Here is a 14,598-nt window from a genome sequence, read left to right as displayed (position 1 = left end):
CACGAGGCTAACCCTGGGAAGGGTCCGAATGCTGCTGGTTTCCACCCGGATGTGCGGTGAGAATCGCCGCAGGAGGAACTCCCGCGAAAGTCGTCGGCTGCAGCCGGCGGGCGCGCACGGCCGCGTAGAGCTCGGCGGCGGCGCGCGGGTCGTTGATGTCGCGGCCGGTCAGGTCGGCCACGCGGGCCAGCCGGTTCAGCACCGTGTTCCGGTGACAGTGCAGCTCGGCGGCGGCCTTCGTGCCCGACCCGCCGTGCTCGAACCACGCCTCGACCGTGGCGAGCAGCAGCTCCTCGTCGCGGGGGTCCCGCTCCCGCAGCCCGCCGAGGACGGCGAGGGCGAGCTCGGCGGCGCGCCCGTCGTCGGCGGCCAGCAGCGCGTCCAGCGGACGATCGCCGAAGCAGGACAGCCCCGGCTCGCCCGGGTTCAGGGACCGCACCGCCGTGCGGGCCTGGGCGAGGGCGGCGGGCGCCCCGGCGAGGCCGGTGAACGGGCGGCTGGCACCGGTCCGGGCGCCGGGCGCGAGACCGGCCAGAGCAAGGTGGGCGTCCTCCGACGTCGGCGCCGCCACGAGCACGATCCGGTCGCCCTCGTGGGTCAGCCGGAGGGCGGTCACGGTGTCGCCGCCCGCCTGGGCAGGGGCCAGGGTTTGGAGCCGGGTATCGGCATCCGCGCCGCTGCCCGACGTCGTCCCGGACGCCGTACCCGGCACCGTCACCGCGACCACCAGCATCACGTCGGCCGGCAGGCCGAGCGCGCGCCGCGCAGTCTCCAGGTCCTGCACGGCCCCGGTCAGGACGCCACGCAGCAGCTCGGTGCGCGCCACGCCCTCGCCGAACCCCGCGGCGGCCTCCAGGTGGCTGCGCACCGCGACGTTCGAGGAGCGGTCCACCGCGGTCCAGACCCGCGACGACGCGCGCAGCAGCGCGCCGGTGTCGCTCTGGTGCCGCAGCCGCCGCGCGAGCTCCTCCCAGATGCGCAGCCCGGCCAGCCGGTACGCGTCCTGGAGCAGGTCGAGCTGGATGCCCTCGGCGGCGGTGATCCGGCCGGTCTCCCGGGCGGGCGCGAGCGACGACGTCTCACCCGCCAGCGCTGTCAGGATCTCCGCGACGTTCGCGCGGACCAGCGGCTGGACCAGGGCGGCGGGCAGCCGCGTCTCCCCCCGGTACACGGGTTCCGCGTGCAGGATGCCGTCGGCGACCTGCACGCTCAGCAGGTCCAGCGCATCGCGGAGATCATGACGCCCAGCCGCGGCGATGTCCGACATGCCAGGCAGCCTAATCGCGGACCGGCGGTTGTGCATCGAAGGTCGAGATGTAAAGAAGCGACGAGGTCTCGCCCCGGGCCGCCCTCGCCCCCTAGGCTATTGGAGCGCCGGTCAGCGAAGCCCGGCCGGGCGGCCGTGGCGCCGCCCGCAGGGGTCGGAGCGAGTGCGGTCGAGGGAGACAGCGGATGAGCGTGACGGACACGCAGGCCACCACCGAGCGGGAGCTCGACCAGGCGGTCGAGGAGCTCAAGGTCGGCGCGGAACGCTGGGCACAGCTACCCGTCGCCGACCGCGCGGCGGTGTTCCGGCAGGTCCACGCGTCCGTCGCCGCGGTCGCCGACGAGTGGGCCGTCACGGCCGCCCGGGCCAAGAACGTCGAGCCCTCCGCGCCGTACGCGGGCGAGGAGTGGATGACCGGGCCCTACGGCGCCCTGGAGAGCGCCGCCACGTACGCGCGGTCCTACGCGGCGCTCGCGGCGGGCCGCTCCCCGCTCGACGGCCTTCGCGTGCACGCCGCCCCGGGCGACCGGGTGGCGGTCCGGGTGCTCCCGCGCAACCTCCAGGAGTGGGTGCTGTTCAACGGCTTCCGGGCCGAGGTGTGGATGCCGCCGGGCGTGCCCGAGCAGCAGGTGCGCGCCGAGGCGGGCCTGGGCGCCGGACGCGTCGGCGAGTACGGCGGCGTCGGCCTGGTGCTGGGCGCCGGCAACATCTCGTCGATCGCGCCCCTGGACGCGTTCTACGAGCTCGTCGCGCACAACCGCACCTCCCTGGTGAAGCTCAACCCCACGTTCGGCACACTGCTCGACGTGTACCGCCGCGCGCTGGCGCCGCTGATCGAGCTCGGCGCGGTACGGATCGTCACCGGTGACGGCGCCGTCGGGGCCTACCTGACGCAACATCCCGGTATCGGCAAGGTGCACATCACCGGCTCCGCCGTGACGCACGACGCCATCGTCTGGGGCACCGGCGAGGAGGCCGAGCGGCGTCGGGCGGACGGCGACCCCCGGCTCCGGGTGCCGATCACGAGCGAGCTCGGCGGCGTCGCGCCCATGATCGTCGTGCCGGGGCGCTGGAGCGCCGCCGACCTGCGGTTCCAGGCCGAGCACCTGGTCTCCATGCGCCTGCACAACGCCGGGCACAACTGCGTCGCGGGCCAGGTCGTGGTGCTCTCGGCGGACTGGGCGCAGAAGGACGACTTCCTCGCCGAGCTGCGCGCCGCGCTCGCGCGGATGCCGGCCCGCGACCCGTGGTACCCCGGCACGGCCGCCAAGGTCGCCCGGGCCGACGACGCGCACCCCGACGCCGAGCACCTCGCCGGCCGGCTCCTCGTCGAGGTGGCGCCGGGCGACCCGGCGTGCGCCGACGAGTACTTCGCGCCCGTGCTGGCCTGGACCCAGGTGCCCGGCGAGGGCACGGCGTTCCTGCGGGCCGCCGTCGACCTCGCCAACGACGCGCTGTCCGGGACCCTGGGCGCCAACGTCGTGGTCCGGCCGCAGGACCGCCGCAGGATGGGCGCCGCGTTCGACCGTGCCATCGCCGACCTGCGCTACGGCACCGTCGCCATCAACGCGTGGACGGGCGTGGGCTTCCTGCTGGCGGGCGCCTCGTGGGGCGCGTTCCCGGGGCACACCACAGCCGACGTCGGCTCCGGCATCGACGTCGTGCACAACGGGTACCTGCTCTCGGGGCCCGAGCGGAGCGTGGTGACCGGGCCGTTCCGGCCGTTCCCGCGCAGCGTGCTGCACGGCGAGCTCTCGCTCTTCCCGAAGCCGCCGTGGTTCAGTGGTTCCCGGAGCGTCACGGAGACGGGCCGGCAGCTCACCCGCTACGCGGCGGCGCCGTCCTGGCGCCGGCTGGTGCCGGTGCTGCTCGCGGCGTTCCGTGCGTGACGATGCCTGACGCCGGACCGACGGGGTTCCGGCCGCCGAGCTGCCGCTGAACCGGCGCTGAACGAAGGAGACCGACGATGGCGATCCGCAGCCCGCTGCCCGACGTGGAGATCCCGCCCGTCAGCGTGTACGAGTACCTGTTCGGCACGATCACGGACGACGACCTGGAGCGCGTGGCGGTGGTCGACGGCGTCAGCGGGGAGGCCACGACGTTCCGCGCCCTGCGGGACCGGATCGACGCCGTGGCGGGCGCGCTGGCGGCGCGCGGGTTCGGGGTGGGCGACGTCGTCGCGCTGCACGCGCCGAACGTCCCCGCCTACGTGACCGTGTTCCACGGCCTGCTGCGCGCCGGCGTCACGGTGACCACCGTCAACGCCCTGTCCAGCGCGCCCGAGATCACCAAGCAGCTCGCCGACTCCGGCGCGCGGCTCCTGATCACGGTCTCCGCGCTGCTCCCCGCGGGGGAGGCTGGGGCCCGGGACGCGGGCCTCGGCGACGATCAGGTCGTGGTGCTCGACGGCGGCCCTGACACGGGGGTGGGCCACACCTCGCTGGCCGACCTGCTGGCCGACCCGCACCCCGCCCCCGACGTGACGTTCGACCCGGCGACGCACCTCGCGGTGCTGCCGTACTCCTCCGGCACGACGGGCCGCCCCAAGGGCGTGATGCTCACGCACACCAACCTCGTGGCGAACGTGGCGCAGTCCATGGCGATCGGCGTGGGGCGGGACGACGTCGTGCCGTGCGTGCTGCCGTTCTTCCACATCTACGGCATGACGGTGCTGCTCAACCTGGCCCTCCGCACCCGGGCGCGGCTCGTGACGCTGCCCCGGTTCGACCTGGCGCAGTACCTCGGCGTGATCCAGGAGCACCGGGCGACCTTCCTCTTCGTCGCCCCGCCCATCGCCCTCGCCCTGGCCAAGCACCCGCTGGTCGACTCGTACGACGTGACCAGCGTGCGGGCCGTGCTCTCGGGCGCCGCGCCGTTCGGCGAGAGCCTCGCGGGCGCCGTGCGCGCCCGGCTCGGCGAGCACGTCCGGGTGCTGCAGGGCTACGGCATGACGGAGATGTCGCCGGTCTCGCACTGCATCCCGTTCGACCGCGCGGACATCCCGTCCGGCTCGGTGGGGCTGCTGGTCGCGGGCATGGAGGCCCGGATCGTCGACCCGGCGACGGGCGCGGAGATCGAGCAGCCCGCCGACGGCGTCTCCGGACCCGGCGAGCTGCTGTGCCGCGGGCCGAACGTCATGGTCGGCTACCTCGGCAACCCCGAGGCGACGGCGGAGACGCTGGAGCCGGACGGGTTCCTGCACACGGGCGACATCGTCACGGTCGACGCGCGGGGCGTGTTCGAGGTCGTGGACCGGCTCAAGGAGCTCATCAAGTACAAGGGCTACCAGGTGCCGCCCGCCGAGCTGGAGGCCCTGCTGCTGTCGCACCCGGGGATCGCGGACGCCGCGGTGATCGGGCTGCCCGACGAGGAGGCCGGCGAGATCCCGAAGGCGTTCGTCGTGCCGGTGGCCGGGGCGTCGCTGACCGAGGCCGAGGTCATCGCGTTCGTCGCCGAGCACGTGGCGCCCTACAAGAAGGTGCGCTCGGTCGAGTTCATCGACGCGGTGCCGAAGTCGGCGTCGGGCAAGATCCTGCGCAAGGACCTGCGGGCCACGGCGGGGTAGCCGGGTCCGGTAGGGTCGGGCGCGATGTCGCACCACAATCCTGAACCAGCCTCCGCCGGGGACTCGACGAGCCTCGTGCCGACGCCCGGCGCTGCCCGCAAGACCCGCGTCGTCGTCCTCTTCGGCGGCCGTTCCGGCGAGCACGGGATCTCCGTCGCCACCGCCGGCGGCGTCATGGGCGCCATCGACCGCACCAAGTACGAGGTCGTCCCCGTGGGCATCACGCCGAACGGGCAGTGGGTCATCGCGGCCGACGAGCCCGAGCGCTGGGCGATCACCGACGGCAAGGCGGCGGAGGTCCCGGCGGCCGCCGCCGAGGTGGTGCTCCCGCTGACCGTGGGCGACTCCGCGCTGCGCGTGCTGGAGCCGGGCCAGGCGCCGTCCGCCCTCGCGGACGTCGACGTGGTGTTCCCGCTGCTGCACGGACCGTACGGCGAGGACGGGACCGTCCAGGGCCTGCTCGAGCTCGCCGACGCGCGGTACGTCGGGTCCGGGGTGCTGGCGTCCGCCGTCGGCATGGACAAGCACTTCATGAAGATGGTGCTCGCGGGCCACGGCCTGCCGATCGGCCCGTACGCCGTCATCAAGCCGGGCGACTGGGACAAGCGCCGCGACGTCGTGCTGCAGACCATCGAGCCCCTCGGGCTGCCGCTGTTCGTCAAGCCCGCCCGCGCCGGCTCGTCGCTCGGCGTCTCGCGCGTGGACTCGCTGGACGAGCTCGACGCCGCCGTCGCCGAGGCGCGCCGGCACGACCCGAAGGTGATCGTCGAGGCCGGCATCGTCGGCCGCGAGATCGAGTGCGCGGTGCTCGGCGGACGCGGCGGGGAGCGCCCGCGGGCGTCCCTGCCCGGCGAGATCGTGGTGACCGACGAGACGAAGAACGGCTTCTACGACTACGAGGCCAAGTACTTCGACGAGGCGGCGGTGCAGCTCACCTGCCCGGCCGACCTGCCGGACCACGTGATCAAGGAGGTCCAGGAGATCGCCGTGCGCACGTTCGAGGCGGTCGGGGCCGAGGGCCTGTCGCGCGTCGACGTGTTCGTCACGGCCGACGACCAGGTGATCGTCAACGAGATCAACACCATGCCGGGCTTCACGCCGTTCTCGATGTACCCGCGCATGTGGGCCGCCTCCGGGGTGCCCTACCCCGAGCTGATCGACGAGCTGATCCAGCTCGCCCTCGAACGGCCCACCGGCCTGCGCTGATCGCCTGTACCCTCCTCTCACCAGGGCCGGGACCGTCCGGCGGGTGGTGCGATGGCGCTCGAGACGAGGGCGCCCGAGGAGGCAGGATGCTGGGCGAGCCGCGCTACGCCTACGCGGTACGGGACGTCCGGGTCGCGAACGGGGTGCTCACCATCGGGCTCACCTCCTTCGCCCTCGGCAACGTGATGCGGCTCGAGGTGATCGGGGTGGCGAAGCCGCAGCCCATCGGCGCCTGGGCCAACCAGGTGGCCTACCCCTTCTGCATCGTCGCGGTGGTGCTCCTGCTGCTGCGCATGGCGGGGGCCGACGACATCCCCTGGGAGTCCGCGCTGGCCACGGCCTGCGCCGGCCTCGCGTGGCCCGCGACCCGCGTGTGGCAGCGCACGCGGTTCTGGAAGCCGATGTGGCGGTACCCGGTGTTCGCGCTGCAGATGGTCACGGCCTCGCAGCACGTGCACCGCATCTGCTCGCACGACGCCCGGCACCTCGCCGCCCTGGCCGAGCTGATGGGCGCCGCAATGAAGGACCCGTCGATCACGTACCACGGGACCGTCCAGCTCATCTCGAACGCCGACTCGCTGCACACCCTGGAGGCAGGGCGGGACTCGATGGTGCGCTGACGCGCCGTCCTCAGGTGCGCGCGTCGGCGCCTGCTCAGCGCACGGTCGGGTGCGGGTCCAGGCCGAAGCGCACCAGCAGCGAGGACACGAGGTCCTCGTGCAGCGCCACGTGGTCGCCGAACGCGAACTCCTGGTGTCCGTAGACGGCCATGCACTGCAGGCCGTAGACCTGCCGCCAGCTCGTCACCATCAGGTGGGCGACGCCGAGCGGCAGGTCGTGCCCGCCGACGGCGTCGCGGTAGCGGCGCACCTGGTCGGCCAGCTCCGGGTCGAGCTCGTCGTCGGCCGCGTGTGGCATGCCGGACGCGGCCAGCTCGCGGAACAGGGGCACGTAGTGCCCGCCGATCATCTCCGCCATGCGGCGCTGGAGCTCGCGGCTCTCGGGGAGCTCCGAGCTGATGCCCGACCCGATGACCAGGTCGAACTCGGCGGGGTTGCGGACCGCCCAGTCGAGGGAGGCCCGGGTCGAGGCGACCAGCGCCGCGGCGACGTCGCCGGGCTCCTGCCGGGCGACGGCGGCGCCGAGCATGTCCAGCACCTCCTCGACGATGAGCACGCAGAGCTGGGCGACGACGTCCTGCCGGTTCTCGAAGTGCCGGTACAGCGCCGGCGGCGTGACGCCGACCTCCTTGGCGACCGCGGCCATGGTGAGCTTGCTCAGGCCGTGCTGCCCCGCGAGCTGGTGCCGGGCGGCGTCGAGCACCTCGCGGTGCAGCTCGTCGCGCAGGCGCTCACGCCGGGACTGGACGGGGGCGTCCGTTTGCCCGGCCGCGTGCGTGGCAGGGCGCTCCGTCACGGCAGGGCTCACTGACACTCCTTCGTGGCAGGTACCTGGGTCACGGCGTCGGCGAGGTCGGCGATGAACGACGTCGAGTGGTTGTCCGTGACCGCGGGCGGCACGATGACCTCGACCGCGGGCTCCCGGCCGTAGGTGACGAAGGACCAGGTGCCCTGGTCGTCGGTCGTCACGATCCAGTCGACGGTGGTGCCGTCGCCGGAGTCCACGTGCTGGCAGTCCCCGGACGGGCCGAGCTGCTCCACGCCGCAGCGCATGGTCACCGCTCCGCCCGGCTCGCCCCAGGCCGCCGTGGCCTGGGCGTCGGTCGGCACCTTGGGCAGGTCCTCGCCCAGCTCGTCCGGCACCGCGAGCAGCACCGACGCGCACAGCGGGTCGGCGGCGTCGGGCGCGACCTCGACCCCGATCGTGCGCGTGCAGCCGCCCAGGGCGACGGCGGTGAGGGCGGCGGTGGCCAGCACGGCAGCGATCCGAGGGGTGATGTTTCGGGCGGGAAGCACGGAGACACGTTACCTGTCCGTGGGGAGTCCCTGCCCCGGCCGCCCGTGCCCGCCCGGTGCCGCACCGCGCCGGATACCGCACGGGCCGGGCCGGGACCGTAAGGTCTTCCAGTGACCCGCGTCCGTGACCTCTCCGAGGAGCAGATCCTCGAACGCATCCTTCCCCTGCTGCCCCGGGGGAGTGCCACGCTGCTCGGCCCGGGCGACGACGCCGCCGTGCTCGCCGCCCCCGACGGGCGGTTCGTGGTCTCGACCGACGTGCTCGTCGAGGACCGCCACTTCCGTGCCCGCTGGTCCACGGGGTACGACGTCGGACGGCGTGCCGCCGCGCAGAACCTCGCCGACATCGCGGCGATGGGCGCGCGGCCCACGGCACTGGTCACGTCCCTGGTGGTGCCCGGGGACACCGACGTGGAGTGGGTGACCGGCCTGGCCAAGGGGCTGGCCGACGGGTGCTCGCCCGTCGGCGCGGGGGCCGTCGGCGGCGACCTGGCGAGCGGCCCGTGCCTGGTCGTGAGCGTCACCGTGCACGGGGACCTCGAAGGACGCGACCCGGTGCTGCGTTCGGGCGCGCGCCCGGGCGACGTCGTCGCGCACGCGGGGGTGCAGGGGTGGTCGGCCGCCGGGCTGGCGCTCCTGGAGGCGGGCCTCGTGCGCGCGCCGCTGTCCCCGGTGCCGCTCGAGGTCGGCGACGACGTCGTGCTGGAGGACGCCTGGGAGCGGCTGGTCGCCGCGCACCTGCGGCCCGAGCCGCCGCTCGACGCCGGGGTCGCGGCCGCCGACGCCGGGGCGACGGCGATGCTCGACCTGTCGGACGGCCTGCTGCGCGACGCCGGGCGGATCGCCGCCGCGAGCGGCGTGCGGATCGACCTCGACGCCGGGGCGTTCCCGGCCGACCGCGAGGCGCTGCGCTCGGCGGCACGGGCTGTCGCGGTGGCGGCTGGGATGGGCGACCCCGGGTGGGGACCCGGCAGGGCCGACATCGACGGGGTGCTCGACGGCTGGATCTTCGGCGGCGGTGAGGACCACGGGCTGCTCGCGACGTTCCCCGCCGGTGCGCGGCTGCCCGAGGGCTGGTCCGCCGTCGGGCGGGTGCTCGCTCAGGACAGCGCTGGTGGGGATGGCGCCGGGGGCGCTGCCGGCGAGGGGACTGCTCCGGCGGTCACGATCGGCGGGGAGAAGCCTGCTGTCGGCCCGGGCTGGGACCACTTCCGGGCCTGACGTCAGCGCTTGCGGAAGCGGAGCTGCGTGAGCGGCTGGCCGCCGATCTCGTCGATGCGCTCGGTGCCGTCGTGCTGGAACCCGTGCCGCCGGTAGAAGTGCTGCGCGCGCTCGTTGCCCTCCAGGATCCAGAGCGTCACGGAGCCGGAGTGCAGGCCGTCGAGCACGGTGCGCATGAGGTCCCGGGCCACGCCGCTGCCCCAGGCGCGGGGATGCAGGTAGATGGCGTAGATCTCCAGGTCCCCGGGTTCGGCGTCCTCGTCGCGGGACGGCCCGACGCTCGTGAACCCGACGGTCCCGGTCTCGTCCTCGGCGACGAGCACCGTCGTGTCCCGGGCGTTGACGGCCGCCGTCCACTGCCCGGCGCGGTCGCTGATGTCCAGCGAGGCCAGGTAGGAGTCGGACAAGATCTCTGAGTACGCACCACGCCAAGAGGCGATGTCGACACGAGCGATAGCTTGGGCGTCGGTCGTCGTTGCTGGGCGGATGGTCACGTCTTCCGGTGCCATCATGACCTTACCTTTTCACCGTGCGGTGCTGGGCGCAACCACTTCTTTGGTTCCGGATGAAGGTTCTGGAAAGCCGAAAACGCCCGCCGGCGGACCGGCGAGCGTCTTCGTCAAGCTTGATGCGGGTCGCGTCAGCGACCCGGCTGCGGCAGCGTCAGGCCGAGACCTTGCGCGTGACCTTGCCGGCCTTGAGGCAGGAGGTGCACACGTTGACGCGCTTGGGAGTCCCAGCCACGATCGCGCGAACGCGCTGGATGTTCGGGTTCCAGCGGCGCTTGGTGCGGATGTGGGAGTGCGAAACGCTGTGCCCGAAGCCCGGGCCCTTGCCGCAGACGTCGCAGTTGGCAGCCACGGTGTCTCCTGAATGTCGTGCACGCCTGTGCAGAACGACAGCACGACGTGATGATGGTCTAAAGGGGAACGCCTGGACGCTTTTGGAGCAATCAACGCTTCTTGGCGTTCCAGGCAACTTCCACAGAGTACCCGATGCCAGGCCGAGCCCTCAAACCGTAGCCCCGGGGTGCTGCGTCACACCGTGCCTGCGGACGGCCGGACGCAATCGTCTCACCCGCTCGGTACGGTGGGATCGGTCCGAGCACGTGCCCGGGCACACCGGTCGTTCGGGACACGAGCGGCCTTGGGTGACACCAGGCGCAGGAGGGCAGAGCGTGACCGACGTCGACAGCGGCAGCCGGACGGCTGACTCGGGTCCAGGTCAGTATCCGGAGCAGCATCAGGCCGTTGCCGGGCTCGACGACCCAGGTCTCGTCCGGGCCTGGACGCACGGGGCGACGGCGGCGCTGCGGCGCGAGCGCGACGCGATCGACCGGGTCAACGTCTTCCCGGTGGCCGACGCCGACACCGGCACCAATCTGTACCTGACCCTCCGCGAGGGGGACCGGGCGGTCGCCGCGGCCCCGGCGGACACGACGGGGGCGCGGCTGCTGGCGGCGCTCGCCCGGGCGGCGCTCCTGGGCGCGCGCGGCAACTCCGGCGTGATCCTCAGCGAGTGGCTGCGCGGGCTGGCCGTCGCGGCCCGGCGTGGCGGCACCACGGCCGACCTGCTCACGCGCGCGGCGGCGTCCGCCCGGTCCGCGGTAGCGGTGCCCGCCGAGGGCACCATCCTGACGGCCGCCGACGCCGCCGGGGCTGCCGCGCGGGCGGCCGAGACCCCGGGCGGCGGCGCCGGGGGAGGCGTCGCAGGTGCGGCAGGTGCCGTGGACGGGGGAGTGCCCGCTACCGGCGTCGGGCCGCTGCACGTCGTGACCGCGGCCGCGGCCGCGGCGCGGGCGTCCGCCCGGGCCAGCCGGGACGAGCTCGACGTGCTGCGCACCGCCGGGGTGCTCGACGCCGGGGCGCTGGGTCTGGTCCTCGTGCTCGACGCGCTTGTCGTCGCGGCGGCGCAGGCCGCCGGGGCTGTGTTGGAGCCTGAGGATGGAGGGTCCGTGGCTCACGGCGCAGCGGGCGGGGCGACGGGTGTGCGGGCGGACGGCACCGCGGGCGGAGTGTCAGTGGTGCGCGGCAGCATGGACGCCGTGACCCTGGACCAGCTTCTCGACGCCGGTGCGCTGCCGAGCGCGCCGGCCGCTGCCGACCCCGGAACCCCGGCCGGCGCGGTCGGTTCCTCCGTGACCGAGGTCGTGCCCGTGAGCGAGCCCCGGCCCGACGGCGCCGGCTCGGGCGCCCTGGAGCTCATGTTCGTGCTCACCGGCCCCGGCGGGGAGGCCGCGGACACCGTCGCCGCCGGGCTGCGCGGCGCGCTCGCCGAGGTGGGCGACTCGGTGGTCGTGGTCGGCGGGGACTCCGGCGCCGGCACCGCGGTCTGGCAGGCCCACGTGCACACCGACCACCTCGACCAGGCCCTGGCGATCGCGGCCGGGGCAGCGCGCGCGGGCTCGCTCAGCCAGGTGCACGTGCGGCACCTGGAGGCGGCCGGCCAGCACGACTGGGGCGTCGTGGCGGCGACGTCGGCACCCGCGCTGGCCGGCGAGCTCGCCCACACGGGCGCCGTCGTGCTGCTCACGGGCGGGGTCGACGCCGCCGTGGCGGCCCTGACGCCCGACGACGCCGGCCGGGCCGCCGCGTCGACCGGGGCCCGGCGCGTGCTGCTCCTCGGCACGCCCGACGTGACCGCGGCGACCGACGGGCACCTCGACGTCGACGAGCTGATCACCGTGCCCGCACCCACCGACGTGCACGCCGTCGTCGCCCTCGCGGCGCTCGGCACGCTGCTGCCCGTCGGCCTGCCGGACGCCGTCGGCGCCCTCGACCCCGTCGACGCGCACGCGATCGTCACCGAGGCGCTGGCGGCCCTGACCGTCCGTGGCACGACGGCCGCGGCCGCCGTCGACGCGCTGCGGCAGGCGGCCGACCCGGAGACGACCGTGGTGACGGCGCTGCTCGACACGGGGGTGCCGGGCGACCTGGCCGACTCGCTCGCCGCCGTCCTCGCGGAACGTGCGCCGGACGCGGAGCTCGTCGTCCTGCCGACCGGCCGCCCGGGGGACGGGGTGCAGCTCGGCACGGAGTCGGCCGACACCGAGTCCGCCGATCCGGAGGCGTACGCATGACCGACCGCGTGGACGAGCGCCTGGAGCGCGCGTTCGACAAGCGCACCGCGACCGCCCTGGGCAAGCTCGGGCTGAAGACCGTCGGCGACCTGCTGGGCCACTACCCGCGCCGGTACGCCGACCCTGGTGCGCTCTCGGACATCGCGGCCCTCGAGGTGGGCGAGCACGTGACCATCCTGGCCCGGGTCGAGCAGGCGACCGTGCGGCCCATGCGCAACCGCAACGGTGCGCTCATGGAGGTGGTGGTGACGGACGGGACCAGCAGGCTGTCGCTCACCTTCTTCGGCAAGCACCGCGGCTCGCTCTACAACCACGAGAAACGTCTGGTCCCGGGGGCGAAGGGCCTGTTCACGGGCACCGTCGGCCTGTACCGGGGCACGCGCCAGCTCACGCACCCGGACTTCACGCTGATGGGCGAGGAGTCGGACCTCGACAGCGACGAGGCGCTGCTGGAGCACGCGACCAAGCCCATCCCGATCTACCCGGCCGCCGCGGGCATCCCGAGCTGGAAGATCCAGGGCGCGCTGCGCGTCGTCCTGGACACGCTCGCCGACGCCGACGTGCCCGACCCGGTGCCCGACGAGGTCCGGGAGCGGCAGGGCCTGCCCGTGCGCGCGGCCGCCCTGCGCAGCCTGCACCGGCCGGCGACCCTGGAGGAGGCCTACCGGGCCCGCCACCGCATGCGGTTCGAGGAGGCGTTCGTGCTCCAGGCCGCGCTCGCGCAGCGCCGGGCCCGCACCGCCGCCGAGGACGCGACCGCCCGCCCGCCGCTGCCCGCAGGGCAGCCGGGCATCCTTGCGGACTTCGACGCGTCCCTCCCGTTCACGCTCACCGACGGCCAGCGTCAGGTCGGCGACGAGGTCGCCGCCGAGCTCGCCCGGCCGCGCCCGATGCACCGGCTGCTCCAGGGAGAGGTCGGCAGCGGCAAGACGGTGGTCGCGCTGCGCGCCATGCTCCAGGTGGTCGACGCCGGCGGTCAGGCCGCGCTGCTCGCCCCCACCGAGGTGCTCGCCGCCCAGCACGCCCGCACCCTGCGCGCCCTGCTCGGTCCCCTGGCCGACGGCGGCACGCTGTTCGGCGCCGAGCGCACCGGCGCCAGCACCCGGGTGGCGCTGCTGACCGGCTCGCTCGGCGCCAAGGCCCGCAAGGAGGCCCTCCTGCAGGCCGCGAGCGGCGAGGCCGGCATCGTGGTCGGCACCCACGCGCTGTTGTCCGAGCACGTGCAGTTCGCCGACCTGGGCCTCGTCGTCGTGGACGAGCAGCACCGGTTCGGCGTCGAGCAGCGGGACGCGCTGCGCGCCAAGGGCCGGGTCTCGCCGCACCTCCTGGTCATGACCGCGACCCCGATCCCGCGCACCGTCGCGATGACGGTGTTCGGCGACCTGGAGACGTCGTCCCTCACCGAGGTGCCGGCCGGGCGCGCGGGCATCACGACCGTCGCGGTCCCGGCGGGCAACGTCCGCTGGACCGACCGCACCTGGGCCCGGGTCCGCGAGGAGGTCGACGCCGGCCGCCGCGCCTACGTCGTCTGCGCGCGGATCCACCCCGACGACGAGAACGACGGCAAGAGCGGCCAGAAGACCAAGGCCTCGGCCAAGGACTTCGACGACCTGCCCGAGTTCCTCGACCCCGCCGACCCCGCAGAACCGGGCGCCGGGGCCGCGGACCGGCCGCCGCTGCGCGCCGTGCTCGAGGTGGTCGAGGAGCTGCGCACGCGGCCTGAGCTCGCCGGGGTCGAGGTCGGCGTCCTGCACGGGCAGATGCCGTCCGACCAGAAGGACGCGGCCATGGCCGCGTTCGCCTCCGGCGCGGCGCCCGTGCTCGTCTCCACCACCGTGGTCGAGGTGGGCGTCGACGTCCCCGAGGCCACGGCCATGGTGATCTTCGACGCCGACCGGTTCGGCATCTCCCAGCTCCACCAGCTCCGCGGCCGCGTCGGGCGCGGCAGCGACCCGGGCCTCTGCCTCCTGGTGTCCGACGCCGAACAAGGCACACCCGCCTACGCCCGGCTCGAGGCCATGACGCAGACCACCGACGGCTTCAAGCTCGCGAACCTCGACCTGGAGCTGCGCAGCGAGGGCGACGTCCTCGGCGCAGCGCAGTCCGGCCGGGCCAGCTCGCTGCGTCTGCTGCGGGTCGTCAAGGACGCCGGCCTCATCGAAGAGGCCCGCACCGCCGCCGCCGACGTCGTCGCCGCGTCCCCCGACCTCACCGAGTTCCCGCAGCTCGCGGACGCCATCCGCGCGCAGCTCGACGAGGACCAGGAGGAGTTCCTGGAGCGCACCTGAGCGTGTGGGGCATGGAAAAATCGCGTAAATCAAATAACCGGCTCCTTACGCCCGGA

Annotated in this window: 12 protein-coding genes; 7 read left to right on the top strand and 5 right to left on the bottom strand. The window is 74.4% G+C overall.

Features of this window, described 5'->3' with window-relative positions; translation table 11 throughout:
- Nucleotides 1-7: 7 nt before the first annotated feature.
- Entirely contained in the window at nucleotides 8-1,267 is a 1,260-nt protein-coding gene (locus FHX71_RS18235) for a PucR family transcriptional regulator (protein ID WP_182618944.1), read from the bottom strand.
- Between the two features lie 185 nt (nucleotides 1,268-1,452).
- Between FHX71_RS18235 and FHX71_RS18230 the strand changes: the two genes are divergently transcribed.
- The 4 genes from FHX71_RS18230 (at nucleotide 1,453) to FHX71_RS18215 (ending at nucleotide 6,658) form a co-directional block, all read left to right on the top strand.
- Nucleotides 1,453-3,156, top strand: coding sequence for an aldehyde dehydrogenase family protein (locus FHX71_RS18230; RefSeq protein WP_182618943.1), 1,704 nt, complete (start codon nucleotides 1,453-1,455; stop codon nucleotides 3,154-3,156).
- Between the two features lie 77 nt (nucleotides 3,157-3,233).
- Nucleotides 3,234-4,832 (top strand): AMP-binding protein, encoded by a 1,599-nt coding sequence (locus FHX71_RS18225; RefSeq protein WP_182618942.1) that lies wholly within the window; start codon nucleotides 3,234-3,236, stop codon nucleotides 4,830-4,832.
- A 24-nt stretch (nucleotides 4,833-4,856) separates the two neighbouring features.
- Nucleotides 4,857-6,038, top strand: a complete 1,182-nt coding sequence (locus FHX71_RS18220; protein WP_220490189.1) for a D-alanine--D-alanine ligase family protein — start codon at nucleotides 4,857-4,859, stop codon at nucleotides 6,036-6,038.
- An 86-nt stretch (nucleotides 6,039-6,124) separates the two neighbouring features.
- The gene (locus FHX71_RS18215) at nucleotides 6,125-6,658 is read left to right on the top strand and encodes a hypothetical protein (RefSeq protein WP_182618941.1); all 534 of its coding nucleotides are present in this window, start codon (nucleotides 6,125-6,127) and stop codon (nucleotides 6,656-6,658) included.
- Nucleotides 6,659-6,692: 34 nt separating this feature from the next.
- Here the strand turns inward: FHX71_RS18215 and FHX71_RS18210 are convergent, their stop codons facing one another.
- Both FHX71_RS18210 and FHX71_RS18205 read right to left on the bottom strand, forming a co-directional pair.
- Entirely contained in the window at nucleotides 6,693-7,466 is a 774-nt protein-coding gene (locus tag FHX71_RS18210) for a TetR/AcrR family transcriptional regulator (protein WP_182618940.1), read from the bottom strand.
- A complete protein-coding gene (locus tag FHX71_RS18205) occupies nucleotides 7,463-7,954 on the bottom strand; it encodes a DUF3515 domain-containing protein (protein WP_312877108.1) in 492 nt (163 codons plus the stop codon). Before FHX71_RS18205 ends, FHX71_RS18210 begins: the two co-directional genes overlap by 4 nt.
- Before the next feature lie 111 nt (nucleotides 7,955-8,065).
- Between FHX71_RS18205 and FHX71_RS18200 the strand changes: the two genes are divergently transcribed.
- Nucleotides 8,066-9,175: a thiamine-phosphate kinase gene (locus FHX71_RS18200; RefSeq protein WP_182618939.1), complete on the top strand. Its 1,110-nt coding sequence runs from the start codon at nucleotides 8,066-8,068 to the stop codon at nucleotides 9,173-9,175.
- 2 nt (nucleotides 9,176-9,177) lie between these two features.
- Here FHX71_RS18200 and FHX71_RS18195 read toward each other — a convergent pair whose 3' ends face one another.
- The gene (locus FHX71_RS18195) at nucleotides 9,178-9,684 is read right to left on the bottom strand and encodes a GNAT family N-acetyltransferase (RefSeq protein ID WP_182619934.1); all 507 of its coding nucleotides are present in this window, start codon (nucleotides 9,682-9,684) and stop codon (nucleotides 9,178-9,180) included.
- Between the two features lie 154 nt (nucleotides 9,685-9,838).
- Entirely contained in the window at nucleotides 9,839-10,036 is a 198-nt protein-coding gene (gene rpmB, locus FHX71_RS18190) for a 50S ribosomal protein L28 (RefSeq protein WP_020013756.1), read from the bottom strand.
- 316 nt (nucleotides 10,037-10,352) lie between these two features.
- Here rpmB and FHX71_RS18185 point away from each other — a divergent pair, with 316 nt between their 5' ends.
- Both FHX71_RS18185 and FHX71_RS18180 read left to right on the top strand, forming a co-directional pair.
- Nucleotides 10,353-12,254 carry a DAK2 domain-containing protein gene (locus FHX71_RS18185; protein ID WP_312877107.1) on the top strand — a complete coding sequence of 634 codons (1,902 nt, stop codon included), beginning with the start codon at nucleotides 10,353-10,355 and terminating at the stop codon, nucleotides 12,252-12,254.
- Nucleotides 12,251-14,542, top strand: a complete 2,292-nt coding sequence (locus tag FHX71_RS18180) for an ATP-dependent DNA helicase RecG (RefSeq protein WP_182618937.1) — start codon at nucleotides 12,251-12,253, stop codon at nucleotides 14,540-14,542. Before FHX71_RS18185 ends, FHX71_RS18180 begins: the two co-directional genes overlap by 4 nt.
- The last annotated feature ends 56 nt before the right edge of the window (nucleotides 14,543-14,598 follow it).

It is taken from the genome of Promicromonospora sukumoe (assembly GCF_014137995.1).
GTDB lineage: Bacteria > Actinomycetota > Actinomycetes > Actinomycetales > Cellulomonadaceae > Promicromonospora > Promicromonospora sukumoe.
The sequence above is the reverse complement of the archived record's forward strand: the minus strand, read 5'-3'. Positions and strand labels throughout refer to the sequence as shown.

What these genes read in the sequence shown, in the direction of transcription:
- FHX71_RS18235 (WP_182618944.1), bottom strand. Translation starts at nt 1,267, where the DNA reads ATGTCGGACATCGCCGCGGCTGGGCGTCATGATCTCCGCGATGCGCTG.
- FHX71_RS18230 (WP_182618943.1), top strand. Translation starts at nt 1,453, where the DNA reads ATGAGCGTGACGGACACGCAGGCCACCACCGAGCGGGAGCTCGACCAG.
- FHX71_RS18225 (WP_182618942.1), top strand. Translation starts at nt 3,234, where the DNA reads ATGGCGATCCGCAGCCCGCTGCCCGACGTGGAGATCCCGCCCGTCAGC.
- FHX71_RS18220 (WP_220490189.1), top strand. Translation starts at nt 4,857, where the DNA reads ATGTCGCACCACAATCCTGAACCAGCCTCCGCCGGGGACTCGACGAGC.
- FHX71_RS18215 (WP_182618941.1), top strand. Translation starts at nt 6,125, where the DNA reads ATGCTGGGCGAGCCGCGCTACGCCTACGCGGTACGGGACGTCCGGGTC.
- FHX71_RS18195 (WP_182619934.1), bottom strand. Translation starts at nt 9,684, where the DNA reads ATGGCACCGGAAGACGTGACCATCCGCCCAGCAACGACGACCGACGCC.
- FHX71_RS18180 (WP_182618937.1), top strand. Translation starts at nt 12,251, where the DNA reads ATGACCGACCGCGTGGACGAGCGCCTGGAGCGCGCGTTCGACAAGCGC.